The organism is Guyparkeria sp. (assembly GCF_041687595.1).
In the GTDB taxonomy this organism is placed as follows: domain Bacteria; phylum Pseudomonadota; class Gammaproteobacteria; order Halothiobacillales; family Halothiobacillaceae; genus Guyparkeria.
Genome location: NZ_JAWLBP010000006.1, coordinates 1 through 26,007, shown reverse-complemented (window position 1 = coordinate 26,007; position 26,007 = coordinate 1). Strand labels below are relative to the sequence as shown.

Annotated in this window: 22 protein-coding genes; 17 read left to right on the top strand and 5 right to left on the bottom strand. The window is 67.4% G+C overall.

The features are described from left to right. The first annotated feature begins 1 nt into the window (after position 1). Entirely contained in the window at positions 2-1,987 is a 1,986-nt protein-coding gene (gene mnmC, locus ACESL5_RS02185; RefSeq protein ID WP_372591144.1) for an FAD-dependent 5-carboxymethylaminomethyl-2-thiouridine(34) oxidoreductase MnmC, read from the top strand. Positions 1,988-2,056: 69 nt separating this feature from the next. Here the strand turns inward: mnmC and ACESL5_RS02180 are convergent, their stop codons facing one another. Together ACESL5_RS02180 and ACESL5_RS02175 are read right to left on the bottom strand one after the other, a co-directional pair. Next, positions 2,057-4,909: a valine--tRNA ligase gene (locus tag ACESL5_RS02180; RefSeq protein ID WP_372591143.1), complete on the bottom strand. Its 2,853-nt coding sequence runs from the start codon at positions 4,907-4,909 to the stop codon at positions 2,057-2,059. 96 nt (positions 4,910-5,005) lie between these two features. Beyond that, positions 5,006-5,452, bottom strand: a complete 447-nt coding sequence (locus tag ACESL5_RS02175) for a DNA polymerase III subunit chi (protein ID WP_372591142.1) — start codon at positions 5,450-5,452, stop codon at positions 5,006-5,008. 241 nt (positions 5,453-5,693) lie between these two features. Between ACESL5_RS02175 and ACESL5_RS02170 the strand changes: the two genes are divergently transcribed. From ACESL5_RS02170 to ACESL5_RS02135, 8 genes are all read left to right on the top strand, one after another. Then, positions 5,694-6,617 (top strand): lysylphosphatidylglycerol synthase domain-containing protein, encoded by a 924-nt coding sequence (locus ACESL5_RS02170; protein ID WP_372591141.1) that lies wholly within the window; start codon positions 5,694-5,696, stop codon positions 6,615-6,617. Positions 6,618-6,709: 92 nt separating this feature from the next. Beyond that, a complete protein-coding gene (locus tag ACESL5_RS02165; protein ID WP_372591140.1) occupies positions 6,710-7,756 on the top strand; it encodes a glycosyltransferase family 2 protein in 1,047 nt (348 codons plus the stop codon). Continuing rightward, positions 7,753-8,583, top strand: a complete 831-nt coding sequence (locus ACESL5_RS02160) for a phosphatase PAP2 family protein (RefSeq protein ID WP_372591139.1) — start codon at positions 7,753-7,755, stop codon at positions 8,581-8,583. Before ACESL5_RS02165 ends, ACESL5_RS02160 begins: the two co-directional genes overlap by 4 nt. Positions 8,584-8,633: 50 nt before the next feature. Further along, positions 8,634-9,950 carry a glutamyl-tRNA reductase gene (hemA, locus tag ACESL5_RS02155; protein ID WP_372591138.1) on the top strand — a complete coding sequence of 439 codons (1,317 nt, stop codon included), beginning with the start codon at positions 8,634-8,636 and terminating at the stop codon, positions 9,948-9,950. A gap of 72 nt (positions 9,951-10,022) precedes the next feature. Continuing rightward, complete coding sequence (gene prfA / locus ACESL5_RS02150) at positions 10,023-11,114, top strand: peptide chain release factor 1 (RefSeq protein WP_372591137.1); 1,092 nt, start codon at positions 10,023-10,025, stop codon at positions 11,112-11,114. Positions 11,115-11,116: 2 nt separating this feature from the next. Next, positions 11,117-12,037: a peptide chain release factor N(5)-glutamine methyltransferase gene (gene prmC / locus ACESL5_RS02145; protein WP_372591136.1), complete on the top strand. Its 921-nt coding sequence runs from the start codon at positions 11,117-11,119 to the stop codon at positions 12,035-12,037. Between the two features lie 95 nt (positions 12,038-12,132). Continuing rightward, positions 12,133-12,546 carry a hypothetical protein gene (locus ACESL5_RS02140; RefSeq protein WP_372591135.1) on the top strand — a complete coding sequence of 138 codons (414 nt, stop codon included), beginning with the start codon at positions 12,133-12,135 and terminating at the stop codon, positions 12,544-12,546. Between the two features lie 93 nt (positions 12,547-12,639). Then, complete coding sequence (locus ACESL5_RS02135) at positions 12,640-13,413, top strand: HesA/MoeB/ThiF family protein (RefSeq protein ID WP_372591134.1); 774 nt, start codon at positions 12,640-12,642, stop codon at positions 13,411-13,413. A 47-nt stretch (positions 13,414-13,460) separates the two neighbouring features. Here the strand turns inward: ACESL5_RS02135 and ACESL5_RS02130 are convergent, their stop codons facing one another. From ACESL5_RS02130 to ACESL5_RS02120, 3 genes are all read right to left on the bottom strand, one after another. Then, complete coding sequence (locus tag ACESL5_RS02130) at positions 13,461-15,620, bottom strand: glycogen debranching N-terminal domain-containing protein (protein ID WP_372591133.1); 2,160 nt, start codon at positions 15,618-15,620, stop codon at positions 13,461-13,463. Positions 15,621-15,661: 41 nt separating this feature from the next. Then, on the bottom strand, positions 15,662-16,693 hold the full coding sequence (locus ACESL5_RS02125) for a glycosyltransferase family 4 protein (RefSeq protein ID WP_372591132.1): 1,032 nt from the start codon (positions 16,691-16,693) through the stop codon (positions 15,662-15,664). A gap of 316 nt (positions 16,694-17,009) precedes the next feature. Beyond that, positions 17,010-18,062 carry a quinone-dependent dihydroorotate dehydrogenase gene (locus ACESL5_RS02120; RefSeq protein ID WP_372591131.1) on the bottom strand — a complete coding sequence of 351 codons (1,053 nt, stop codon included), beginning with the start codon at positions 18,060-18,062 and terminating at the stop codon, positions 17,010-17,012. A gap of 219 nt (positions 18,063-18,281) precedes the next feature. Between ACESL5_RS02120 and ACESL5_RS02115 the strand changes: the two genes are divergently transcribed. From ACESL5_RS02115 to ACESL5_RS02080, 8 genes are all read left to right on the top strand, one after another. Next, positions 18,282-19,880, top strand: coding sequence for an ArnT family glycosyltransferase (locus ACESL5_RS02115; RefSeq protein ID WP_372591130.1), 1,599 nt, complete (start codon positions 18,282-18,284; stop codon positions 19,878-19,880). Between the two features lie 187 nt (positions 19,881-20,067). After that, positions 20,068-20,550 (top strand): DsrE family protein, encoded by a 483-nt coding sequence (locus ACESL5_RS02110; protein WP_372591129.1) that lies wholly within the window; start codon positions 20,068-20,070, stop codon positions 20,548-20,550. Between the two features lie 53 nt (positions 20,551-20,603). Beyond that, on the top strand, positions 20,604-21,647 hold the full coding sequence (gene pyrC, locus ACESL5_RS02105; protein ID WP_372591128.1) for a dihydroorotase: 1,044 nt from the start codon (positions 20,604-20,606) through the stop codon (positions 21,645-21,647). After that, positions 21,640-22,743 (top strand): tRNA pseudouridine(13) synthase TruD, encoded by a 1,104-nt coding sequence (gene truD / locus ACESL5_RS02100; protein ID WP_372591127.1) that lies wholly within the window; start codon positions 21,640-21,642, stop codon positions 22,741-22,743. Before pyrC ends, truD begins: the two co-directional genes overlap by 8 nt. A 21-nt stretch (positions 22,744-22,764) precedes the next feature. Next, complete coding sequence (locus tag ACESL5_RS02095; RefSeq protein ID WP_372591126.1) at positions 22,765-23,244, top strand: TspO/MBR family protein; 480 nt, start codon at positions 22,765-22,767, stop codon at positions 23,242-23,244. 116 nt (positions 23,245-23,360) lie between these two features. After that, a complete protein-coding gene (yjgA, locus tag ACESL5_RS02090) occupies positions 23,361-23,924 on the top strand; it encodes a ribosome biogenesis factor YjgA (RefSeq protein WP_372591125.1) in 564 nt (187 codons plus the stop codon). Then, the gene (locus tag ACESL5_RS02085; protein WP_372591124.1) at positions 23,921-25,270 is read left to right on the top strand and encodes a UDP-glucose dehydrogenase family protein; all 1,350 of its coding nucleotides are present in this window, start codon (positions 23,921-23,923) and stop codon (positions 25,268-25,270) included. The genes yjgA and ACESL5_RS02085 overlap by 4 nt, the downstream gene beginning before the upstream one ends. Positions 25,271-25,340: 70 nt before the next feature. Next, entirely contained in the window at positions 25,341-25,991 is a 651-nt protein-coding gene (locus ACESL5_RS02080; protein ID WP_372591123.1) for a rhodanese-like domain-containing protein, read from the top strand. The last annotated feature ends 16 nt before the right edge of the window (positions 25,992-26,007 follow it).

The window sequence follows — 26,007 nt, the reverse complement described above, 5'->3', positions numbered from 1 at the left end:
CGTGGACGAGCAATCGGTCGCGCCGGGCTGGCCGCTGGCGACGGCGCGGCTGGAATGGGGCAGTGACGCCACGCCCGCGAGCCCCCTTTATGGCGACGTCTACTTCTCCCGCGAGGGCGGGTTCGGCGAGAGCGAACACGTCTTCATTCGTGGCAATGACCTTCTCGCACGCTTCGCCGATGGTCGGGCGAGCCGGGTGCTGGAAACCGGTTTCGGTACCGGACGCAACTTCCTCGCTACCGCCCTGTGCTTTCTCGAGACCGCCCCACCTGGGGCGCGGCTGGACTTCGTCAGCCTGGAAAAACATCCGATCGACCGAGACGACCTGCAACGGCTGGCCCGCGCCCAGCGCGAACTCGCCGAGCCGTGGTTGGACGGGCATTCGCTGCTTGGGGAGGGTAACAGCGCGCGACTGGCGCAGTTGCAGGACGAGCTGCACCGGCAATGGCCCGACGCGATTCCCGGCTTCCACCGTCGCCTGCTCGCCGGCGGGCGCATTCGTCTGACACTGGTCTGGGGGGATGCCCGCGACCAGCTCCCCGAGATCGACGGGGCCTTCGACGCCTTCTTTCTCGATGGCTTCGCTCCGGCGCGCAACCCCGAACTCTGGGACGAGGCCCTGCTGGCCGAACTGGGTCGGCGGGCCGCGCCCGGTGCGACAGCGGCCACCTATTCGGCAGCCCGGCGGGTGGTCGACGCCTTGGGCGCGGCCGGCTTCGCCACCGAGAAACGCCCGGGCTTCGGCCGCAAACGGGACATGCTGGTTGGTCGACACGCCGGTGCGGACGGGGTGGCGGCAACGGGAAGTCGACGGGGTGAACGACGTATCGCGGTGATCGGCGCGGGAGTGGCCGGTGCATCGCTGGCCCATCTGGCTGCGCAGCGCGGGATGGGCGTGGAGGTGTTCGAGGCCGAATCCGCCCCGGCCGGTGGCGGCTCGGGCAACCCGGCCGGACTGGTCGCGCCGGTGATGAGCCGTGACTGGAACCGTCTGTCCCAGCTCACGGCCACCGGCATGGGCTTCATGCGCGAACTGGTGCGCGAGACCCTTGGCCCGGCGGATGCGGGCGACCCGGCCTACGGCTTCCACGGCGTGATCAAGCTCGCCCGGCAGTCGCGTCACGCCGAGCGGCAGTCGCGCATCGCCGCCGAGCTGTGTCCTGACCCGGCCTTCGCCCGTTGGGCCGAGGCGGACGAGTTGTGTAAGCGTTCCGGACTGCCGGACATCGATTCCCCGGGCTGGTGGTTTCCGGGAGCCGGGTGGATACGACCGCGCGCGACGATCCGACACTGGCTGGATCGCGCCGCCGTCCCGCTGCATCTCGACTGTCCGGTGCGGGAACTGCGTGGAGTCCCGGGTGCCTGGGAAGTGATCACCGAGGGTGGAGGGCGCCATGGTCCCTACACGGACGTGGTCGTGGCCGGCGGGGAACGTTCGGTCGGGTTGGCCAAATCCCTGGAACGCTGGATCGAACCCTGCCGTGGGCAGGTGAGCTGGGTGGATGTGGGAAAGGCCGACACGTCGCTATCCCCGGGCGTGGCGATCATGCGAGAGGGCTACGCGCTGGACCTGCCGGGTGTCGGGCTGCTGTTCGGCGCGAGTTTCCTCCCCGGGCAGACGGACCGCGAACTGCGAGTGGAAGAAGGCGCCGAGAATCTGGGTCGGCTCGCCTCGATTGCCGGCTCCCTGAGCGAGGCCGTACCCCCCGACGCGCCGTTGCATGGACGGGCCTCGATCCGGGCCACCACGCCCGACCGCCTGCCGGTGGTCGGAGAGCTGGCCGAAGGACTGTGGATCAGTACCGGGCATGGGGCCCGGGGTCTGACCTGGTCGGCCTGGCTGGCTGAATTCCTCGTCTCGAGCATCGACCGCACGCCATCGCCGCTGCCCCGTTCGTTGGCCGAGGGGCTGCAGCCGCAGCGGTTCGACGAGCGCGAGGCCCGGAGAGCGGCGACAAGGCGAGAAAAGGGCGGCAATCGGGGCTAGCGAGGTCGGACCGCGGGCGTGGCAATCGCGACCCGATCCGCCCCGAGGCTATCGGGGCCCTGGCACCGTTCAGCTTTCCAGCTTGCTGATGCGCTCGCGCTGGCCGTTTAGCTCCCCGAGTTCCGCCTCGAATTTCGCCAGTCGCTCGCGCTCCTGGTTGACCACGGCCTCGGGTGCGCGCTCGACGAAGTTGGCGTTGGAGAGCTTGCCGCGAGCCTTGTCGATCTGCTTCTGGAGGCTGTCGATGGCCTTGTCGAGACGCTCGAGTTCGGCGTCCACGTCGATCAGTCCTGCGAGCGGGATATGCAACTGCATGCGGCCGACCAGCGCCATGGCGGACTCGGGCGGTTCGCCGTCGATTTCCTCGACCGATTCGATCCGCGCCAGCGACTGAAGCAGGGGAGAGAGCTCCTCGATCAGTTTCCGGTCGCGGTCGCTCGCCTCGGTGACCATCACCGGCAGCGGCTTGCCCGGAGCGATGTCCATCTCCGCGCGGATCCGGCGCACGCCCAGCGCGAAGCCCTGCAACCACTCGATCGCCTCGCGTGCCTCGGGATCGCGCTTGCCCTCGTCGGGGACGGGGAAGGGCGCGGTCATGATGCTGGCATCGGCCCCGGGCTTGCGTCCGGCCAGCGGGGCGACCCGTTGCCAGATCGTCTCGGTGATATAGGGGATGAACGGGTGGAGGAGTCGAAGCAGGGTCTCCAGCACACGCACCAGGGTGCGGCGGGTGCCGCGCTTGGCGGCTTCGTCGCCGTGCTTGATCGCCGGCTTGGTCAGCTCGAGGTACCAGTCGCAGTAGGTGCTCCAGGTAAAGTCGTAGAGCGTCTGCGCGGCCAGATCGAAACGGTAGGTCTCTAGGTGTTTGGTGGCCGTCGCCTCGCAGGCCTGCAGCGCGCCGATGATCCAGCGGTCGGCGGTGCCCAACGTGACCGGCTCGTCGCCCAGCCCCGTGTCTTCGCCCTCGCACTGCATCAGCACGAAACGGCTGGCGTTCCAGAGCTTGTTGCAGAAATTGCGGTAGCCCTTGACCCGCTCGAGGTCGAAGCTGATGTCCCGCCCGGTGGTCGCCTGGGCGGCGAAGGTGAAGCGCAAGGCGTCCGTGCCGTGCTCGCCGATGCCGTCCGGAAACTCCTCGCGGGTTTGCTTCTCGATCTGCGTGGCCTTCTTCGGCTGCATCAGGCCGGTGGTGCGCTTTTCCACCAGCGACTCGAGATCGATGCCGTCGATGATGTCGATCGGATCGAGCACGTTGCCCTTGGACTTCGACATCTTCTGGCCGTGGGCATCGCGCACGAGACCATGCACGTAGACCTCGCGGAAGGGCACGTCGCCACCGAAGTACTTGCCCATCATCACCATCCGGGCAACCCAGAAGAAAATGATGTCAAAGCCGGTGACCAGCACGCTGGTGGGGTAGAAGCGCTCGAGCTCCGGTGTCTGCTCCGGCCAGCCGAGGGTGGAGAACGGCCACAGCGCCGAGGAGAACCAGGTGTCGAGCACGTCCTCGTCCTGGGTCAGAGCGGTCTCGGCCGGCACGTCGTACTTCTGGCGCACCTCGTCCTCGTCGCGACCGACGAAGATGTTGCCCTCGGTGTCGTACCACGCCGGGATGCGATGGCCCCACCACAGCTGACGGCTGATGCACCAGTCCTGGATGTTCTCCAGCCACTGGAAGTAGGTGTTCTCCCAGTTGCCGGGCACGAAGCGGATGTCGCCCGAGCGCACCGCCTCGATGGCCGGTTCGGTGATCGCCTTTTTCCCGCCCGGCGTGCCCTTGGGGGTCTCCTCGCGGGTCAGGTCGACGAACCACTGGTCGGTGAGCAGGGGCTCGATGACCGTGCCGCTGCGATCGCCGCGCGGGACCATCAGCTTGTGCTTTTCGATCTCGACCAGCAGCCCTTCGGCTTCGAGGTCCGCCACGATCTGCCGACGGGCCTCGTAGCGGTCGAGCCCGCGATAGCGCTCCGGGATGTGCGGGTCGGCGCCGTCGGCGGCCGTGCCGATGCACTCGGCTTGCTCGCGGATGGCGGCGGTTTCGGTGAGCACGTTGAGCATCGGCAGGTCGTGACGCTGGCCGATGGCGTAATCGTTGAAGTCGTGCGCCGGGGTGATCTTGACGCAGCCGGAACCGAACTCGGGGTCGACGTAGTCGTCACCGATGATGGGGATCTGCCGGCCCACCAGAGGCAGGGTGATGGTCTGGCCGATCAGCCCTTGAAAGCGTTCGTCGTCCGGGTGCACGGCCACGGCGGTATCGCCGAGCATGGTCTCCGGTCGCGTGGTGGCGACGGTCAGGTGGCCGCTGCCGTCGGACAACGGGTAGCGCATGTGCCAGAGGTGACCGTCTTCCTCCTCGCTGATCACCTCGAGGTCGGAGACGGCGGTGCGCAGTACCGGGTCCCAGTTGGTCAGTCGCTTGCCGCGGTAGATCAGGCCATCCTCGTAGAGGCGCACGAAGACCTCGCGCACCGCCTCGGAAAGCCCTTCGTCCATGGTGAAACGCTCCCGCGACCAGTCGCAGGAGGCTCCGAGGCGCTTCATCTGCTCCGTGATGAAGCCGCCCGACTGCTCCTTCCATTCCCAGACCTTCTCCAGGAACTTCGTCCGCCCGATGTCGTGCCGCGAGATGCCCTGGCCCTCGAGCTGGCGCTCGACCACCATCTGGGTGGCGATGCCGGCGTGGTCCGTCCCCGGTTGCCACAGGGTCGCCTCGCCGCGCATCCGGTGCCAGCGGGTCAGCACGTCCATCAGGGTATCCTGGAAGGCATGGCCCATGTGCAGCCGCCCGGTGACGTTCGGCGGCGGCAGCATGATGCAGTAACCGCCCTCGGCCTGCATGTCCGGCCGGAACTGGTCGCTGTCCATCCAGCGGGCGTAGCAGTCCTGTTCGATCTGTCGGGGGTCGTAGGTCTTTTCCATGCCGTTGCTGATCTTGTCTCGTTGGTAACTGGGGGGATTTCTCGTGCGTGGTCCCGCGGAATGTCGTGCCTGCTTGTTCGAGCCTTGCCTGTCTGCCTATTCCTCCGCGGCGGCGCGTGCCGCTGGAATCGGCCGGTGGCGGACCGAGGCGCCGGCGGTCTTGTAGCCGCGCCAGCGCGCCCGGGCGCCTTCGCGGTTCGGTTCGCCGGCCGGGACGACCTCGTCGATGCGCTCGCGGTCACCCGGGCGCGGTATCTCGACTCCCGCCAGGTTGATGACGTGGGCGAATCCGCCGGCTTCCGGGTCGCAGCCGATGAAGATCGGCGCATGCGCGGCATCTTCCGGGTCGGCGGTGTGGGGGACGAAACGATCCCCGCGGTACGACCAGAGATAGTCGTCGAACCCCTCGACGTGGGCGAGACTGGCGCAGACCACGTAGGTCGGGCGCGACTGGTCGGCCGCCTCGGCGCACAGTTCGGCGGCGTAGTACCAGAACGCGTCGTCCGCCGGGTCATCGATCAGATGAAATACAATCTCGCTCATGAAGCCTTCTGCGGTCTCGTGCTGACGTCGCGGGGCCGGAGGGTAGGGCGCCCGACAATGAATCCTCGGTGGCGGCGTCCGGTGCCGGACGGCACAATCGCGCTCTCGAGATATCCGCCCTGGGTGCTGGTCGCCCGGGAACCCGAGAAAGCAGGACGGAGCAAGGACTCATTATGCCCAATTACCCGACCGCGCCCAAAGCCGGACAGCCGGTTGACGAACCGGAAGCGAGACCGGAGGCATGAAGCGCCTTTCGCGGCGATGGACGATGACCGTCGGCTGGGCGGTGGTGCTTGCGCTGCTGGCCGCCGTGGTGTTCTGGGTCGGTCCCGCCGAGCTGGTCGCGCCCTGGCTGGCAATCGACCCGTTCGCCCTGGCGGTCGCCCTGGTGCTGATGCTGGCGAGCTATGTCCTGAGGACGCTTCGCATCACGCGCTACTTCCACGTTCTGCTGGCCGGCCACTTCTGGGCGACCTTCCGCCTGTCGAGCTGGCACAACCTGATGAACAACCTCCTGCCGATGCGCTCGGGGGAGGTGGCCTTTCCGGTGCTGATGCGAAGCTACTTCGGCCTGTCGCCCCTGCGGAGCGTGCCGGTCCTGTTCTGGTTTCGTCTGCTCGACCTGCAGGTGGTCGTGGTCATCGCGCTATTCGCCGGCGGCGCCGTCTTCGGCCTGACCCCCGCCTGGGTCGTCATCCTCGTCATGTTGCTGGTCGCCCCGCTGGGGGTCTATCTTCTGCGCGGACCGCTGCATCGCCGCGTGTCGGGGGAGGGCGGCCGCCTGCGAGCACGACTCGCCGAGGTGCTGGAGGCCCTGCCGGATCGCCCGGGGCTGTTTCTCGGCACCATGGCATGGACCTGGGCGAACTGGGCGGTGAAGCTCGGCGCGCTGGGATGGGTGCTCGCTGCACTGGCGCCGGTCGGCTTCGTCGAGGGCGTGCTGGGAGCCATCGGTGGCGACCTCACCACGGTGCTGCCCGTTCATGCCCCGGGCGGCTTCGGCACCTACGAGGCGGGTGTCGCGCTGGCGCTGGGGGCCTTCGTCGACAGCGGCCGTGAGCTGCTGGCCGCCGGGGTGAACCTGCACCTGTTCGTGCTCGGGTCGGCACTGCTCGCCGCGGCGCTCACGTTGTTCATCCCGCGCCCTCGACCCGGGGGCGAGTAGGTTGCGGGGGCGATGTGGCTTACACTGCGCAACGTTTGGCGATTGCCTGACCCGCAGTTTCCCGTCCACGGCTTTCCGGGGTATCCGTTGTCATGACCAGCCAGTGCGCCGCACCGCTATCCATCGTCGTCCCGATGTTCAACGAGCAGGAGAACGTCGCGCCACTGGTCGAGCGGGTTCACGAAAGCCTGGCCGACTACGGTGCTGCCTGGGAACTGCTCCTGGTAGACGACGGGTCGTCCGACGCCACCGTCGCCGAGATAAAGAAGGCGAGGGAAGCCTACGGCAGCCATGTCCGTCCGGTTCCGCTGACCCGGAACTTCGGTCAGACGGCCGCCATGCAGGCGGGGATCGACCTGTCCCGTGGCGAGGTGATCGTCACGATGGACGGCGACCTGCAGAACGACCCCATCGACATCCCGCGTATGGTCGACCGCCTGCTGCGCGAGGATCTGGACCTGGTGGCCGGCTGGCGTCGTGATCGCAAGGACAATCTCTGGGTCCGGAAAGTGCCCTCCTGGCTGGCCAACCGGCTGATCCGGCGCCTGACCGGCGTGAACCTGCACGACTACGGCTGCAGTCTCAAGGTGTTCCGCGGCGAGGTGATCAAGGGGGTGCGCCTGTACGGCGAGATGCACCGTTTCATTCCCGCCTGGCTGGCCACCCAGACAGCGCCGTCGCGCATCGCCGAGGAAGTGGTGACTCACCACCCCCGTACCGCCGGGACGTCCAAGTACGGCCTGTCCCGAACGTTCCGGGTGATCATCGACCTGGTCAGCGTGTATTTCTTCATGCGGTTTTCGGCTCGCCCGGCGCACTTTTTCGGTCTGCTGGGAGCCGGGTTCGGCCTGCTCGGCGGTCTGGGCATGGCGTACCTGTTCGTGGAAAAGCTGATCGGCCACGACATCGGCGATCGCCCGCTGTTCCTGATCTCGATCCTCTTCATCCTGATCGCGGTGCAGATCCTGACCACCGGGGTGCTCTCCGAGATGCTCTCGCGTACCTACTACGAGTCCAGGAACGTGCGCACCTACCATCTGCCCGCCCGCTTCGACCGGGAAGGCGAGAACGACGCATTCCACATGCCCGACGCCTCCGGGCGCGGGGATGACACGAAAGACGAGGGGTCAACCGCATGAGCGACGTTCGGTACCGGTTGCACGACCCAAACCCGGGTGAACAGTTGACGCTCGCGTTTGCCGCCACGGCCGCGGTGCTGCTGGTGGCAGTGTTCGCATGGCCCGGCGCGCGCGAGTCCCTGTTTCACCACTTCAACGCCCTCGGCGGAGTGGACGCGACCGTCGGCTTCTGGGCCGGCATCAACGCGCTGGCCGACACCTGGCTGACGCTGGGGCTGCTGCTCCCGTTCGTGCTGTGGCGCCCGCGCCTCGCCATCCTGTTGCTGTTCTCCGCCATCGTCGCGACCCTGATCACTCACAGTCTCAAGCCACTGCTCGACGTGGCCCGTCCGCCGGGCGTCTACGAGCCGGAGATGTTCAATCTCATCGGCCACTCGATCAGTTCCAAGGCCTTCCCCTCAGGGCATACCGTCACCGCCTTCACCCTGGCCGGACTGCTGATCTTCGGCCTGAGATTGCGCATGGCCGGGACGGCGCTCATGCTCGCCATCGCCAGCATCATGGGCATTTCCCGGATGGTCGCCGGGGTACACTGGCCGACCGACGTGCTGGCCGGTGCGATCGTCGGCCTGGCCTCGGTCTGGGTGGCAGTCCTGGTCACCGATCGCTGGGCCGCCGCCCGAAACGCCCGCTGGCCGGTGCCCGTGGCAGTGTTCGTCACGGCCGTCTGTGCCTTGAGTGCTCCCTGGGTGGACGTCGGCTACCCCGAAGGCGTCTGGGCCAACTGGCTGGTGGCAGTGGTCGGGCTGTTCGGCCTGGTGCTGGGCACGGTGCGCTACTGGCCTGGGCCGTGGCGTAGTCGGCTTCTGCCCGATCGGCGCCGCTGAGTGTCCTCCGGGGATCGTCAAACGGGTCGCTGCAAGGCTATAATTCCACCATGTCACTGATCGCATTCGGGGTGAACCACAAGACCGCGCCGGTCGATGTGCGCGAGCGCATCGCCTTCGGGCCGGAGCGCGTGCAGTCGGCGTTGCAGGATCTGATCGACGGATGCGGCGCGCGCGAGGCGGCCATCGTCTCGACCTGCAACCGCACCGAGATCTATACGCACTCCGAATGCGTCACCGATGCCCTGGTGGACTGGCTGGCCGCCTTCCACCAGATCTCCCCGGATTCGCTCCGCCCCTACGTCTACGCCCACACCGACGAGGAGGCCATTCGCCACCTGATGCGGGTCGCCTGCGGGCTGGATTCGATGGTGCTGGGCGAGCCGCAGATCCTGGGCCAGATCAAGGATGCCTTCACGCTTGCCCAGGACGCCAACGCCCTGGGGCCCATTCTCGGCCGGCTTTTCCAGAACACCTTCGCCGTGGCCAAGCAGGTGCGCACCGATACGCAGATCGGCGCTTCACCGGTGTCGGTGGCCTTCGCGGCGGTGAGCCTGGCGCGCCAGATCTTCGGTTCGTTCGAGGAAAAGACGGCACTGCTGATCGGTGCCGGGGAAACCATCGAGCTGTGCGCGCGCCACTTGCAGACCGCCGGCCTGGGGCGCGTGATCGTCGCCAACCGCTCGATCGATCGGGCCCACATGCTCGCCGAGCAGTACGAGGGCACGGCGATCGGACTGGCGGACATTCCCGCCCAACTGCACCAGGCCGATATCGTGATCTCCTCGACGGCCAGCTCGCTCCCCGTACTGGGCAAGGGAGCGGTGGAGCAGGCGATCCGCGAACGCAAGCGTCGCCCCATCTTCATGGTCGACATCGCGGTGCCGCGGGACATCGAGCCGCAGGTCGGTACGATGCAGGACGTCTACCTCTACACGGTGGACGACCTGCGCACGGTGATCGAGGAGGGCCAGCGCAGCCGGCGCGAGGCGGCCGAGCAGGCCGAGGAGATCATCGACGTGCAGGTCGAGCACTTCCTGCAATGGGTGCAGTTGCAGACCGGCGCGGAACTGATCCGCAGCTATCGGGAGCGTGCCGGCATTTTGCGCGACGAGACCCTTGCCCGGGCCCGGGCCATGGTGGAGGCCGGCAAGGATCCCGAGGAGGCCCTCGCGTTTCTCGCCAATACTCTCACCAACCGGCTGATCCACCAGCCGACGGTCGTGCTGCGCGAGGCCTGTGTCAGCGGGGACCTTGCCACCGTCCAGAACGTTTCCCACGTCGTCGGTCTCGACGAGGATGCCCAGGCCCTGACCCGTCGTTCGCTGCCGGTCGGTTCCTGGAACAGCAAGTCGGGCGAGTCCTAGCCCGGCTCGTGCCGTGTCCTTCCGGCAGCACCGTCTGCCGGCGTCTCTCCCATTCCCGATTGTTCCCGTTCTATGCATAAAGCCCTGCTGTCACGTCTCGACAGTCTCGTCGAGCGCTTCGAGGAAATCACCGCGCTGCTCTCCGATCCAGAGGTCATCGCCGACCAGGATCGCTTCCAGCGCCTGTCGCGCGAGTACGCCCGCCTCGAGGCGCTGGTGAAGAACGTCGATGCCTGGCACGAGACGGAAAAGGCCCTCGAGGAAGCACGGGCCCTGCTTCAGGACGGGGACCCGGAGCTCGCCGAGCTTGCCCGCGAGGAGTTGCCGGCACTCGAGGCCCGTCATGAGGAGCTGGATGCCGATATCGAGCGCCAGCTCCTGCCGGAGGACCCCAATGACGAGGGGGATGTCTTCCTCGAGATCCGCGCCGGAGCCGGGGGTGACGAGGCCGCCATCTTCGCCGGCGACCTGTTCCGCATGTATGCACGGTTCGCCGAAACGCGGGGCTGGCAGGTGGAGGTGCTGTCCGCTTCCGAAGGGGAACACGGCGGCTACCGCGAGCTGATCTCTCGCATCAGTGGCGATGCCGTCTACTCCTGGCTGAAGTTCGAGTCCGGTGCGCACCGCGTCCAGCGGGTGCCCGTCACCGAGACCCAGGGGCGGATCCACACCTCGGCGGCCACGGTGGCGGTGATGCCGGTGGTGCCGGCTGCCGAGGCACCGGAGATCAATCCCGGTGATCTGCGCGTCGATACCTTCCGTGCGTCCGGTGCCGGCGGTCAGCACGTCAACAAGACGGATTCCGCGGTGCGGATCACGCACCTGCCCACGGGCGTGGTGGTCGAGTGCCAGGAAGAGCGCTCCCAGCACAAGAACCGGGCCCGGGCGATGGACCTGCTCGCCGCTCGACTCGCCGATGACGTCCGCCGGGCACAGGTCGAGCAGACCGCCGCAAGTCGCAAGGCGCTGGTCGGCACGGGCGACCGTTCCGACCGGATCCGCACCTACAACTTCCCGCAGGGACGCGTGACCGATCACCGCATCAACCTCACCGTGCACCAGCTCGACCGGATCATGGGCGGCGACCTGGAGCCGGTGGTGGTGCCGCTTCGCCAGGCCGACCAGGCCGCCCAGCTCGAGGCCCTGGCCGAGCAGGGTGCCTGAGCGTGACCGCCCGGTCCCCCGGTGACGGGGAAAGCGCTGCCGGCACGATCACCCTCGACGCCTGCCTGCGTGCCGGGGCCCGGAGGATGGCGGCGGCGCGCGGCTCCGACATGGGCGAGGCCATGATGGAGGCTCGGCTGATCGCCGCCCATGTCACCGGCCTCGATGCCGCCGGGCTCATGATGAATGGCGCCGACCCGGTCGGGGAGGACGTCGCCGCGGCCCTGCAGGAGTCATTCGACCGACGTGCACGGGGCGAACCGGTAGCCTACCTGACCGGTGAGCGAGGCTTCTGGGAGCACCGTTTCCTCTGTCGTCCAGGCGCCCTCATTCCCCGACCGGACACCGAGATCCTCGTCGAATGGGCCCTGGAGCTGATCCCGAGATCCGCTCCGGGGTATCGGGTGCTTGATTTGGGCACCGGCACCGGCGCGATCGCCCTGTCGCTGTCGTCCGCCCGTCCTGACATCGACGTCTTCGCCGTCGATCGCAGTCCACTGGCCCTGGAGCTCGCCCGGGAGAACGTCACCTTCCTGCGTTCCCAGGGTGCCCGGCCCGATGTCGCCATGTGGCGCGGGGACTGGCTGTCCGCCGTCAGGCCCGGTTCCATCGATCTGCTGGTGGGCAACCCCCCTTACCTTGCGGCGGACGACCCCCACCTGTCGCAGGGTGACCTGCGCTTCGAACCCCACGAGGCACTGGTCGCCGACGAGGCAGGGCTTGGCGATTACCGCCGACTGTTGCGGTCGGCATACGAGGTGCTTCGTCCCGGTGGGGTGGTGTTGTTCGAGCACGGTGCCGACCAGGCCGAGGCGGTGGCCGTGCTGATGCGCGATATCGGTCTCGAGGTCATCGGTACCCGCCGCGACCTGGGCGGCAACCCGCGTGTCACCGCCGCCGGAACCGCGCGCCGAAGGGGTTGAACGGAACACCGTCGACGCCCGATTTCCGGCGCTTGGTAAGCCGTAGCAAGTGCGCTAGTCTTGGAAGCGTACAGGGCGGAAGGCAAGGCGCCGACATGGATGAAAAGCAACTGATCAAGACGCACGAGATCTGGTTTCGTGGCCCCCATCATGAAGGGGAACAGGCACGACACGCGGAGCATTTTGCCTGCTGGCTTCCCGGTGTGATTTCGGCCCGGCGGCGGGGCCCGTTCTGCTTGGAGGTGGAGTACGACCTGTCGATCATCTGCCTCAAGGCGCTGCGCCGGATCCTTCAGGAAGCTGGCTTCCATCTGGACGCCGCCCTGATGGAAAAGCTCAAGTGCGCGCTGGTCGACTACACGGAGCAGAACCAGCGCGAGGCGCTGGGCCTCGACGGATGCAGCATGCCGGCGCAGAAAAATCGCGCCTCGGGCGAGGCATCCGTGATCCGTGACCGCCACGAGGACATTCCGGAGCGCCCTGACGACCCCTGGCGGCACTACCTGTAAGAGGGCGCACGGGGGCGGCCTCTTCACGACCCGAATGCCCGGCTCCGGCCGGGCATTTGCGTTGCCGAACCAACCACGACCGGACAGATCGGAATGCAAGACGAGGAACTGCTGCGCTACGGGCGGCACATCATGCTCGATGGCCTGGATTACGAGGGTCAGGAGCGGATCATGCGATCGAGGGTGCTGGTGGTGGGCCTCGGCGGCCTGGGTTCCCCGGTTGCCCTCTACCTGGCGGCCGGCGGGGTGGGTGAACTTCACCTCGCCGATTTCGACGAGGTGGACCTGAGCAACCTGCAACGCCAGACCCTGCACGACACCGCCCAGGTCGGTCGTCCCAAGACCGAATCGGCCGTCGAACGGCTCGCCGCACTCAACCCACTGGTGCACTTGCACCCGATCAACCGGAAGCTCGAGGACAAGGTGCTCGACGAGGCGGTCGCGGCGGTCGACCTGGTGCTCGACTGCTCCGACAACTTCGAGCTGCGCTTCGCGCTGAACGCCGCCTGCGCACACCACGGCATCCCGCTGGTGTCCGGCGCCGCGATCCAGTGGGCAGGCCAGGTCACCGTCTTCGATCATCGTGACCCTGAGGCCCCTTGTTACCGCTGCTTGTACCGGGAGGAAGGGGAGGACGCCATGAGCTGTTCCGAGACGGGAGTGCTCGGCCCCCTGGTGGGCATGATCGGCAGTCTCCAGGCGGCCGAGGCCATCAAGGTGATTACCGACACCGGGCGTCCGCTGGTCGGTCGGCTGGCGCTGTTCGACCTCCGGGACGCCGAATGGCGCACCGTGCGCTTTCGCCAGGACCCCGACTGTCCCGTCTGCGCCTCACGCCGCGCGACACGTAGCGTCACCGGCTGGTGAACCTCGCCTCGCCGTGACCGGCCAACGGCCTTCGGTCGCAGGCGCCGTCACACCGTCACGTTCAGCTCGATCGGGCCCTTCCGCCGCTCGATATTGACCGCGATATCCCTGCCGTGTCGGCGGACGATCAGGTCGAGTTCTCCGTCATGGTGCCGAATGCGTCGTATGCGCAGCCACGTGATGTAATCCGGTAGACGCGGATAGTCCAGGGAGACTCGCGCCGCGTCCGGGTCGAAGCGCAACCCGAGTATCGATTCCAGGAGCATGAACACGCAGCCGGCAGCCCAGGCCTGTGGCGAGCAGGCCACCGGGTAGTGCGTTGGGGCCTGCCCCGATATTCGCTCGAATCCGCAGAACAGTTCCGGCAGGCGATGCAGGTCGAAGTGGATGGCGGCATTGAACAGCCCCTCGAGCAGCACCAGGGCCTCGTCCTTGTGACCGCAGGAGGCCATGCCCGCTGCCGCCAGGGCTGTGTCGTGCGGCCAGACCGAGCCGTTGTGGTAGGACATCGGATTGTAGCGGCACTCCTTCTCGAAGATTGTGCGCAGGCCCCAGCCGTTGAAGGCCGCCGGCGAGATCAGCCCACGACTCACTCGGGCCGCCCGGTCCGGAGAGACGATGCCCGAATAGAGGAGATGGCCCGGGTTGGAACTGCGCACCGCGCAAGGTCGGTCATCCCCGTCGATCGCCAGGGCGTAGGTGTCGATCTCGGCAACCCAGAACCGACGCTCGAAACGGGCCTGCAGGTCATCGGCCCTACGGCGCCAGTCGGTCGCCTGGGTGTCGTGGCCGAGCAGGTCGGCCAGTTCGGCGGCCCGGCGCAGGGCATCGAAGGCGTACCCCTGTACCTCGCATATCGCGACCGGCGGACGGGCCGGCTGTCCGTCGGCGTGAAAGACGGCATCGTCGGAATCCTTCCAGCCCTGCTGTACCAGGCCGTTGGCGTCATGGCGCGCGTAGACGAGAAAGCCATGCTGTTCCAGCTGTTTCGTGACCCATTCCAGTGCCCGCGTGATGTTGGGCCAGATCCGCGTGATGAATTCGCGATCGCCGGTGCGACGGTAATAGCGATACGCCAGAACCACGAACAGCGGCGTGGCGTCCACGGAGCCGTAGTAGCGCCGGAAGGGCACTTCGCCGAGCGCCGCCATCTCGCCATCGCGCATTTCGTGAATGATCTTGCCCGGTTCGGCCTCGTTCGACGGATCCTCGCTGTCGGCCTGGGTCTCGGCCAGGAAGGCCAGCACTCCGCGCCCGATCTCCGGCTGGGACCAGAGCGTCTGCAGGGCGGTGATGATCCCGTCGCGACCGAAGGGGGTCGAGAACCACGGCACGCCGGCGTAGGGATAGGGGCCGTGACGTGTCCGGGTGGTCAGCATCTGCAGGTCGGCCACCGAGCGGTTGATCCAGTCGTTGAACTGCTCGTTGTCGGTGACCACCTCGATGCGGGACTCCCGGTCGGCGGCCACGTCCCCGTCGATAGCATGCATGGCTCGAGCATGGCCCGGGACGTGGAAGCCGGCCTCTCCCTCGTCGCAGGAGATCGTCGTCTCGATGTGGAAACTCTCGCCGGGTCCGAGTTCGATATCGAAGCTGGCCGTGTCCGCATCGATCCTGGCCGGCGCGGGCGAGAAGCCGGCTCGCGTGCGCCGGGTCACGCCGTCGAGTCCCTCGTAACCGAATATCACCGCGTCCGCCTCGACCCGGGGCTCCCGAACCTCACCGCGACGAGGGCGGCTATTGCCGCGGACCTCGAAGATGTCGCTGAAGTCCGCGCCGATCTGGTAGGTCAGCTCGAAGGTGCGTGCCTGCTGGTGGTAGTTCGTCAGGGACAGGTGCTCGGTGAGGACGCAATCGTGGACGCCGAGTTCCCGGCGCATGTGCAGACCGCCCTTGGGCAGCCAGCACGCCCCGTCGACGAACAGGTCGGGCGTCGTCTGGTCGATCACCAGCCGACTGTTGTCCAGGTGGACCATGGAATTCAGCAATACCGGCTCTCGTCCGGCGAGCTGCAGGTGCCAGTAGGACACGTGTCGGGTGCCGCGGTAGTAGAACCCCTGGTCGCCGAAGCCGGCATGGCCCATTTCCCCGTGGCGGCTGAACACCACGAAGCCGTCCCCGGACTTCAGGACGCGGTTGCGGTCGTCGGCCCGGGCCGACATGGCCGGGATATACCAGCGGTTGTCGATCTGAATCGCGTCGTCCATCGGTCACCCCTCGATCGGTCGGTCCGAAAGAAACATCCCGCTCATGCCGGGCCGGCAATCTGCCGGTAAAGGTCCAAGTATCCCTGAAGCATATGCTCCGCGGTGAAACGCTGCTCGAAATGGGCGCGACAGCCGGCGCGATCGATGCGGTCAATCCGGTCGATGGCGTCCACGGCCTCGTCGACCGACGCCACCACGTAGCCGCTCACGCCTTCGCTCACCACCTCGGGCACGGCCCCGCGGGAGTAGGCGATCACCGGCGTGCCGCAGGCCATGGCCTCGATCATCGCCAGCCCGAAGGGTTCCGGCCAGTCGATCGGGAACAGCAGGGCCAGCGCCCCGCCGAGGAATTCGTTCTTGTGGTGCTCGTCGAGCTCGCCCACGTATTCGACCAGGGGGTGCGCCAGGCGGTGCCGGATGCGAGCGTCGAAATACTCCCGGTCGATCGCGTCCGTCTTGGCGGCCATCTTCAGCGGGATGCCGGCCCGAATCGCGATGTCCATGGCCGTCTCGGGCCCCTTTTCCGGCGAGATCCGTCCGAGGAAGGCCAGGTAACTTCCCCGCTCGGATTGGAAGGTGTAGGACTCGGCCGGGATGCCGTTGTAGACGGTCCCCGCCCATCGGGCCACGTCCCGGAGCGGGAGCCGCTGGCTGTCGGAGACTGAAACCACCCGGATGTCGCCGAACTCCTCGTAGAGCGGGCGGAGATCCGGCAGGTCGAGGCGCCCGTGGAGCGTGGTCAGCTGGGGCACCGACATCCGGCGCCACAGCGGGTAATGCAGGAAGTCGGTATGGAAGTGGACCAGATCGTGATCCGCCGCTTCCCGGGCCACCCGGGCGAGTTGCAGGACGTGCCACGCCAGGGGGTCACGGTGCGTCGACGAGGATCTCAGGGCTTCGGCCACGCCTGGGCGCAGTCGCGCACTGGTCCGGGAATCACCACTGGCGTAGAGGGTCACCTCGTGTCCCTCCCGGACCAGGGCTTCGGTGAGGTAGTGCACGATGCGCTCGGTTCCCCCGTAGGTCCGAGGCGGAACGCTTTCGTGCAACGGGGCAACCTGGGCGATTCTCACGGCACACCTCCACCATCGACCGGAATTCGACAGGCCTTCCGGTGGCAGACGGTGGCAAGCACCCGTCTCGTCGGAGCGGGTTCTCGGCGTTGGAATCAGGATCGGGATCCATGCGTGGCGAGCCGAGCCGATCGGGCCGAGAAACCGGCAGGCCGACGGAAGCCGCCGGCCTGTGAACGAGTATAGTCAGGGAAGAAAAATAGTCCCGTAAATCAGCGGGAAAGGCCGAAATCCCCGTGCCCAGGCCCGTGGGAACGCTGCACGAATCCACAGCGCCGCAACTGCCCGGATCGAGGTGTGCCGCGCGGTATCGGGTTTATGCAGATGGGCTCTGGCTCGCCGGGGGCTCCGATTCCGCGAGGGCCTGCGCGATCTCGCCGACCAGGGTGGGGCCGCGATAGATCAGCCCGGTGTAGACCTGCACCAGGTTCGCGCCGGCCTCGATCTTTTCCTGCGCGGCCTCGGCCGAATCGATGCCGCCCACGCCAATGATGGGGAAGTCCTCCGGCAGGTGCTCGCGCAGGGCACGGATCACCCGGGTGGAGCGTTCCCGGACCGGTCGGCCGCTGAGCCCGCCTTTTTCGTCGGCGTACTCCATGCCCTCGACGTCCTCGCGGGCGAGCGTGGTGTTGGTGGCGATCACGCCGTCGATCCCGTGTTCCACCAGTGCTTCGGCCAGGGCGGGGAGTTCGTCCTCCTCGATGTCCGGCGCGATCTTGATCGCCAGCGGCACGTGTCGACCGCTCTCGTCACGCAGTCTGGCCCGCTCGTCGGTCAGGCCGCGGAGCAGGGCGGTGAAGGCCTCGCCACCCTGAAGGTCGCGCAGGTTGGCGGTATTGGGCGAGGAGATGTTGATGGTGACGTAGTCGGCGTGCGGGTAGACCGCGGCCAGACCGGCAAGGTAGTCGTCGAGCGCACGGTCCATCGGCGTGTCGAAGTTCTTGCCGATGTTGATGCCCACGGGCACCTCGCGGCTCGAGCGCGAGAGGTTCTCCAGGGCGCTGTCCAGCCCGTCGTTGTTGAATCCCATGCGGTTGATCAGGGCCTCGCCCTCCGGAAGTCGGAACAGCCGCGGTGCGGGGTTGCCCGGCTGGGGGCGCGGCGTGATGGTGCCGACCTCGATGAAGCCGAAACCCAGGCAGGCGAGTCCATCGACGTGGGCGGCATTCTTGTCCAGCCCGGCGGCCAGCCCGACGCGATTGGGGAAGTCGATGCCCATGACCGTGGTCGGATCCTCGGCGATCGCCTTGCGCTGCCAGCCGCACCACGGCGTGCGGGCGGCCAGGTCGAGCATGCCCAGTGTGACGCGATGGGCCGTCTCGGGCGGCAGGCGGAAGAGCAGGGGGCGGACGAGCGGGAACAGGTTCATCGGCAGTATCGCTGTTGGGCGTGGTGAATGTGCGGTTCCATGTAGCCGGCGTGGGGCCGGGCTTGGTCGGGCCCATGGTAACGCGAAACGGACGTGCCCACGGTGCATCGGCCGGGAGTACGTGGCTGATATACTCGCCTTCTGTCACCGGTGGCCTTGGAGCCGACCGGTCGAGCTCCGAACCTTCATCTTTACCGTGTCACTGTCCGAGCGTCGCCCATGAGCCAACACACGCCTACCGCCGAACCCGCGACCAACTGGCTGGACCGTCGGCACGTGCACGTATTCGTCCTCGCGATGGCCATCGCCATCGGTTACGTCTGGGGCATCGGTACCCTGCCGCTGTTCGACCTCGACGAAGGGGCGTTCACCGGGGCGACCTGGGCGATGTTCGACCGGAACGACTTCCTCGTTCCCTACCTGAACGAGGAGCCGCGCTTTGCCAAGCCGGTGCTGATCTACTGGTTGCAGGCGGCCTCCGTGGGCGTCTTCGGCTTTCACGAATGGGCCTTCCGGCTGCCCTCGGTCCTCGCCTCGACGCTGTGGGTGGCGATGATCTACCTGTTCGCCGACCGCTATCTCAACCCCCGCGCGGCCTTCTTCGCCGCGCTGATCCCGGCCACCGCCCTGATGACCACCGTGGTGGGCAAGGCCGCTATCTCCGATGCGGTGCTGCTGTTGTTCCTGACAGCGGCGGTATTCGCCACCTTCAACCACTGGACCAGTGGCGAGCGGCGCTGGATCCGGTGGGCCTATCTGGCCATGGCCCTGGGTTTCCTGACCAAGGGACCGGTCGCGGTGGTCATCCCGGCGGCGACGAGCTTCCTGTTCTACCTGATGACGGGCAAGGGCCGGGCCTGGTGGCGCGCGGTACTGGACTGGCAGGGCCTGCTCCTGTTCGTGGTGGTGGCGGTGCCCTGGTACGTTCTGGTCTGGATCGAGCACGGCCAGGCCTTCATCGACGAGTTCTTCCTGGACAATAACCTCGGACGTTTCTCGGAGCCCATGGAAGGTCACTCCGGCGGGTATTGGTACTACCCCGTGGTGACCCTCGTGGCCCTGCTGCCGTTCACGGGTGCCGTGCTGACCTCCCTGCGGCATTTCCGCAGCGACTGGATCAAGCCCCTGCAGGCCCCGGAATCCGTGGCGGTGGCCCTGCGCCGGTTCGGCTGGATCTGGTTCCTGGTCACGCTGCTGATGTTCTCCTTCTCCGGCACCAAGCTGCCGCACTATCTCAGCTACGGGCTGGTCGGGCTGATGCTGGTGATGGGCTCTCACCTGCCGCAGGTGCGTTCCCGGGCGCTGCACCTGCTCCCAGTGGCGGCCTTCCTGCTGTTCGTGCTGGCCTTGCCGACGCTGGTGAATGCCTTTTTCGACCAGATCAAGCCATCTTACGTGCAGGACATGCTCGCCGAGCGCGACCGCTACTTCGGGCCCGCCTGGTACGTGGTGACCGGGCTGTCGCTGGTGCTGGTCCTCATGCCGCTGACCAGCCGTCGCTGGCCGCTTCCCAACGTTCTCGTGCCGGTGGCGCTGTCGTTCTCCATCGTGGTCAACGCCCTGGTGCTGCACGCCGTCGGCCAGATGCAGCAGGGTCCGATCCGCGAGGCCGGCCTGATGGCACGCGACCTGTCCGGGGACCTGGTCATGCAGGGCATGAACACGCCCAGCTTCGGCGTTTACGCCCAGCGCGTGGTCGAGCGGCGCGATCCACGCGCCGGCGACCTGCTGCTCACGCGCAACGAGCGCGCCACCGGGATCGCGGGCGAGGTCCTCTATGCCCGGGGCGGGGTGGTGCTCATGCGGGTCGGGGACTAGCGTCCGGGGGAGGCCGATCTCCCCGGTGGTGGACTATCCTCGTTTACCTTGGCAATGTTTCGCCCATTAAGGGATTCGTCGCGTGGCCCGTAGACCGGCCACCCAAGGGCCTGCCGGCCTGCTGACGCTTCCCGGGCATTGAGACCGACCACTGCCGGTCGGCATCGAATACCAGGAGACCAACCTCATGACCGATTCGCGCAACAACCGTCGACGTTTCATCACCGCCATGGCCGGCGCCGGCACGGCCGCTCTCGGCATCGGGCAGGCACGCGCCCAGGACGAGATGCGCTTCCCCGGGGACGACCCGGAGCACTTCGTGATCTACCAGCTCAACCATGGCGACGCGGAGTACCAGACCCACGTGCTCAACTCGATGACCGCCATGATCGGCAAGTACGGCGACAACGTGCAGATCGCCGTGGCCTGCTTCGCCAAGGGAATCCACATCCTCGCCAAGGAACCCATGCGCGAGGTCGACGAGATGCTCTACGCCCGCGCCGAGGGGTTCGCCAAGAACTACAACGTCGAGTGGATCGCCTGCGGCAACACCATGGACACGGTCGGCTACAGCGAAGACGACATCCGCGACTTCGCCCGCGTCGAGCAGGTCGGTGCGGCGGCGCTGATGGAATACCAGGAAAAGGGTTACGCCTACATCGCCTGGTAAGACGTCCGCCCGCGAGCCATCGTTCACCCGACTGAAAGCAACAGGAACACCCCTTGGACGAGCTGATCATCCGCCAGCCCGACGACTGGCACCTGCACCTGCGCGACGGCGCCATGCTCGACGCCGTGGCGCAGTTCTCGGCCCGGCAGTGTGGTCGCGCCATCATCATGCCCAACCTGGTCCCGCCGGTCGCCACGGTCGCCGAGGCCCATGCCTACCGGGACCGGGTGCTCGCCGCTGTCGGCCCGGACAGCGACTTCCATCCCCTGATGACCCTGTACCTCACCGACCGGACGACCGCCTCGGACATCGAGCAGGCCGCGGCCGATCCGGCCATCCACGCGGTCAAGCTCTATCCGGCCGGTGCGACGACCAACTCCGAGAACGGCGTCACCGACCCGCTGGCGATCGAGCCGGTGCTGGGCGCCCTGGAGCGCACCGGCTTGCCACTGCTGGTCCACGGCGAGGTGGTCGACCCGTCGGTGGACATCTTCGACCGCGAGGCGGTGTTCATCGAGCGCGTGCTGACGCCGATGCTGGAGCGCTACCCGAACCTGCGGGTGGTGATGGAGCACATCACTACCGCCCAGGCGGCCGCGTTCGTCCGTTCGCAGGGGGATCGACTCGGCGCGACCATCACGGCTCACCACCTGATGTTCAACCGCAACGCGATGCTCGCCGGCGGCATTCGTCCGCACTACTACTGCCTGCCGATCCTCAAGCGCGAGAAACACCGCGAGGCACTGCTCGAGGCCGCCGTCGACCCCTCGGGCAAGTTCTTCATGGGCACCGACAGCGCGCCTCACCCGAAGGGAGCCAAGGAATCCGCCTGCGGCTGTGCCGGCGCGTTCACCGCGCCGGTGGCGATCGAGCTCTACGCCCAGGTGTTCGATCAGCTGGGGCGGCTGGATGCCCTGGAGGCGTTCGCCAGCCTCAACGGTCCGCGCTTCTACGGCCTGCCCGTCAACGAGCGTCGCCTGCGGCTCGAGCGTCGCTCCCAGCGCGTGCCGGATCCGGTCAAGGCCGGAGGCGACGTGGTCGTGCCCTTCCTTTCCGGCGAGGAGATCGACTGGACGGCGACACTCCTCGATGACTGATTCCCTGATCGACTGGCCCGGGGCGCCCGGTACGGCCCGTCCGAGGGTGGCCGGCGCGCCTGCGTGGCAGGCCGGTTTCAAGGCGACGCCGGAAGCCTTCCGGGTCGACGAGGACCTGGGCTTCGAACCCACCGGCGCGGGCAATCACTGGCTGGTGCGACTGGAAAAGCGCGACCTGACCACCGGCGCGCTGGTCGACCGGGTCGCCGCGATCACCGGCACCAGGCCCCGCGACATCGGGCTGTGCGGTCTGAAGGACCGCAACGCGGTGACCAGCCAGTGGCTGAGCATCCCGCACGAGACCTTCGACCCCGAGACGTTCGAGGCCGCTTGCGTCGAGCAGGGCATCGGACTGCTGGCCATGGACCGCCACGACAGGAAGCTGCGCCGCGGCATCCATCGCGCCAACCGGTTCCGGCTGCGGCTGCACGACGTGACCCCCGGGCAGGGCGAGAACGCGATGTCGCTGGCCGATTACCTCGCGGACCGTCGCGACCTGATCGCCGCGCGCGGATTCGCCAACTACTTCGGTGAGCAGCGCTACGGTCGCGGCTTCTCCAATCTCGAGGCCCTGCGCGAGTGGGGGCAGGGCGAGCGACGTGGCAGTCCGAAGCGGGCGGCCCGCACCTGGCTGCTGTCGACCCTGCGGTCGGCCATCTTCGATCGCGTCCTGGCTGACCGGCTGGAGCAGGGGACGATCACCACCGTCCGCGAGGGCGACATCCTCCGGCTCGCCGGCTCGCGCAGCCGCTTTCTGGCCGAGGCCGACGAGATCGACGCGCTGCAGCGTCGGCTGGAGGCCGGTGACCTCTGCCTGACCGGGCCGCTGTGGGGCGAGACGGGCACGCAGGCCGGCGCGGCGGTGGGTGAGCGCGAAACCGAACTGGGCCGGGCGATGCTCGAACGCTGGGGCCGGGAGTCCTGGGAGCGCCGGCTGGTCCAGTGGCGCGTGGAGGCCGACCGAAGGCCGCTGACGGTCGCGGTTCCCGACCTGGACTTCGACATCGGCGACGGGACGGTAACCCTGTCGTTCTCGCTGCCGCCCGGCAGTTACGCCACCGAGCTCGTGGCCGAGATGTTCGACCCGCCCGCGTGAAAGAAAGGAGGCACACACGCCATGCTCGAATCCATTGTCGCCCTGATGGGCTCTATCGTCCTGGTCGCGCTGACCGCCATGACCGGGGGACTCAATCGGCCGGATGACTGGTACCGGAGTCTCGCAAAGCCGGCCTGGACGCCGCCGAACCGGGTCTTTCCGATCGCCTGGGCCATCCTCTACCTGCTCATGGCGGTGGCCGCCTGGCGGGTCTTCGAGGCCGAGGACTCGGCCTGGCGGACCGCCGGGCTGGTGCTCTACGCAGTCCACCTGCTGTTCAACGCGGCCTGGTCCTGGCTGTTCTTCGGTCGGCACCGGATCGCCGCGGCCTTGATCGACATACTCGTGCTCTGGGCGCTGCTCACGCTGGTGATCCTCGTCTTCGCCCAGTCAAGCCTGCTCGCCGCCCTCCTGCTGGTCCCGTACTGGGCCTGGGTGGCGTTCGCCGCCATGCTCAACGCCCGCATCCTGCGCCTGAACCCGGACGCGTCATCTTCGTGACATCGCCTTCGGCGAGACTTTCGGCGCGCCCTGCACGGATCGGGGTGGCCGCCGGTTCGCCGTTGGGGTGGCGCTTTGGGTAGAATCCCCGCATTCACGCCGGAGAGCCCACGCCCATGACCGAACATCACCCGCCGAGCGATCACCACGACGAGGAGAACGGGGAATACCTCGGTCCGAGCAAGTCCCAGGTCAAGCGCGAGGCGCACGCCGCCCAGGCGCTGGGCGTTGGGCTGGCCGATCTGGACGCCGAGGCCCTGGATCGCCTGCCGATCACCGATCGCCTCCGTGACGCGGTCGATCAGCTCAAGGCGACGCGCTCACGCGGTGCGGCGAAGCGCCAGCGCCAGTACATCGGCCGACTGATGCGCGAGGAGGACGTCGAGGCGATCGAGGCCGCCCTGCAGAACCTCGACCCGAACTCGCCGGAAAACCAGCGCCGGCAGATGCAGGCCGAGGCCTGGCGCGACGCGCTGATCGAGGACGCCGAGGCGATCACCCGCTTCGTCGACAGCTACCCGGCCGTCGACGTGCAGCACCTGCGGCAACTGCAACGGGGCGCCCGTGCCGAGTCGGCGCGCGAAGAATACGGCAAGGCCAGCCGGGCCCTGTTCCTCGAGGTGCGCGAGGTGATCGAGGCGGCCGGCGAGATCAACGAAGAAGGAAGCAGCGATACATGAAGGTCACGATTTTCGGCACAGGCTACGTCGGCCTGGTCACGGGCGCCTGCCTCGCCGAGGTGGGGCATGAGGTCACCTGCGTCGACGTCGATCCCCGCAAGATCGCGCGCCTGAACGACGGCGTCATCCCCATCTACGAGCCCGGACTCGAGCCGATCGTGCGGGAGAACCACGCCCAGGGACGGCTCCACTTCACCACGGACGCGGCCGAGGGCGTGGCCTTCGGCGAGTTGCAGTTCATCGCCGTGGGCACGCCGCCGGACGAGGACGGCTCGGCCGACCTGCAGTACGTTCGCGCCGTGGCCGCCACGATCGCCGAGCACATGGACGGGCCGAAGATCATCATCGACAAGTCCACCGTCCCGGTCGGCACCGGCGACCAGGTGCGGCAGGTGGTGGCCGACATCCTCGCCAAGCGGGGGGTCGAACTGGACTTCGACGTCGTCTCGAACCCGGAATTCCTCAAGGAAGGGGCCGCGGTCAACGACTTCATGAAGCCCGACCGGATCATCGTCGGCACCAGTGACCCGCACAGCGAAGCGGTGATGCGCGAGCTCTACGCGCCGTTCAACCGCAACCACGACCGCATGGTGGTGATGGATCTGCGCTCCGCCGAGCTGACCAAGTACGCCGCCAACGCCATGCTGGCGACCAAGATCAGCTTCATGAACGAACTGGCCAACCTGGCCGAGCGCCTGGGAGCGGACATCGAGAACGTGCGCCTGGGGATCGGCTCGGACCCGCGCATCGGTTATCACTTCATCTATCCGGGTTGCGGCTACGGCGGCTCCTGCTTCCCCAAGGACGTGCAGGCCCTGGTGCGGATCGCGCATGCTGTCGATCATGAACCGCTGTTGCTCGACGCGGTCGAGGCGGTCAACCGTCGCCAGAAGAGCCGCCTGTTCGAGCTGCTGGTCGAGCACTACGGCGGGCGCGAGCAGCTGGCCGGCAAGACGTTCGCCCTGTGGGGGCTGGCCTTCAAGCCCAACACCGACGACATGCGCGAGGCCTCGTCGCGCGTGCTGATGGAGTCCCTCTGGGACGCCGGGGCGAGGGTGCAGGCCTTCGACCCCGAGGCGATGGAGGAAACCCAGCGCCTCTACGGGCAGCGTGACGACCTCTCGCTGGTAGGCACCCGCGACGCCGCTCTCAAGGGCGCGGACGCCCTGATCATCTGCACCGAGTGGAAGGCCTTCCGCGCCCCGGACTTCGACCTGATGCGCGAGTCCCTGGCGGAACCCACCATCTTCGACGGGCGCAACCTCTACGATCCGTACCGCCTGGCCGAGGAAGGCTGGACGTACTACGGCATCGGTCGAGGCAAGAGCGTTCGCCGGATCGCCTGATCGGTCCCTGCAAGCGGCCATCCCGGCGCCTAGACTCCCCGGGGAGTTCACAGGATTACCGGAGGCAGACATGAAGATGCATCGATGGCTGGTCGGCGCCGCGCTGATGAGCGCGGCAGGGTTCGCGATGGCGGCCGACGAGATGAAGGTCAAGGTGACCCCGTCTCTCGAGTCGGTCACCGTGGAGCACGACGGCGAACCGATCGAGATCAAGCGCAACCAGGACGCGGACAACCGCATCCACGAGGATTACCAGCAGACGAGCCGTGAATGCCCGCCGTTCTGCGTGCAACCGATGGAGCTCCTGCCTGGCGTGCACACCATCGGCGAGATCGAGATGCTCGGGAAGCTCGAGGCGGCGCGAGACGACGACTCGATCCTGATCATCGATTCGCGCACCCCGGACTGGTACCAGAAGGGCACCATCCCGAGCGCCGTGAACATTCCCTGGACACGGCTCCACCCCGAGGCATCGAACTTCGACCCGTTCGTCGCCGAGACCCTGTTGCTCGACGAGTTCGGCGTGAAGAAGAAAGACGGGCTGTTCGACTTCCGGGATGCCAAGACCCTGGTGCTGTTCTGCAACGGCCCCTGGTGCGGCCAGTCGCCGACCAACATCCGGGCGCTGGTCGGCATGGGTTACCCGGCGGACAAGATCTACTGGTACCGCGGTGGCATGCAGGTCTGGCACGTGATGGGTCTGACGACAGTCAAGCCCTGAGCGACGACCGGGGCCA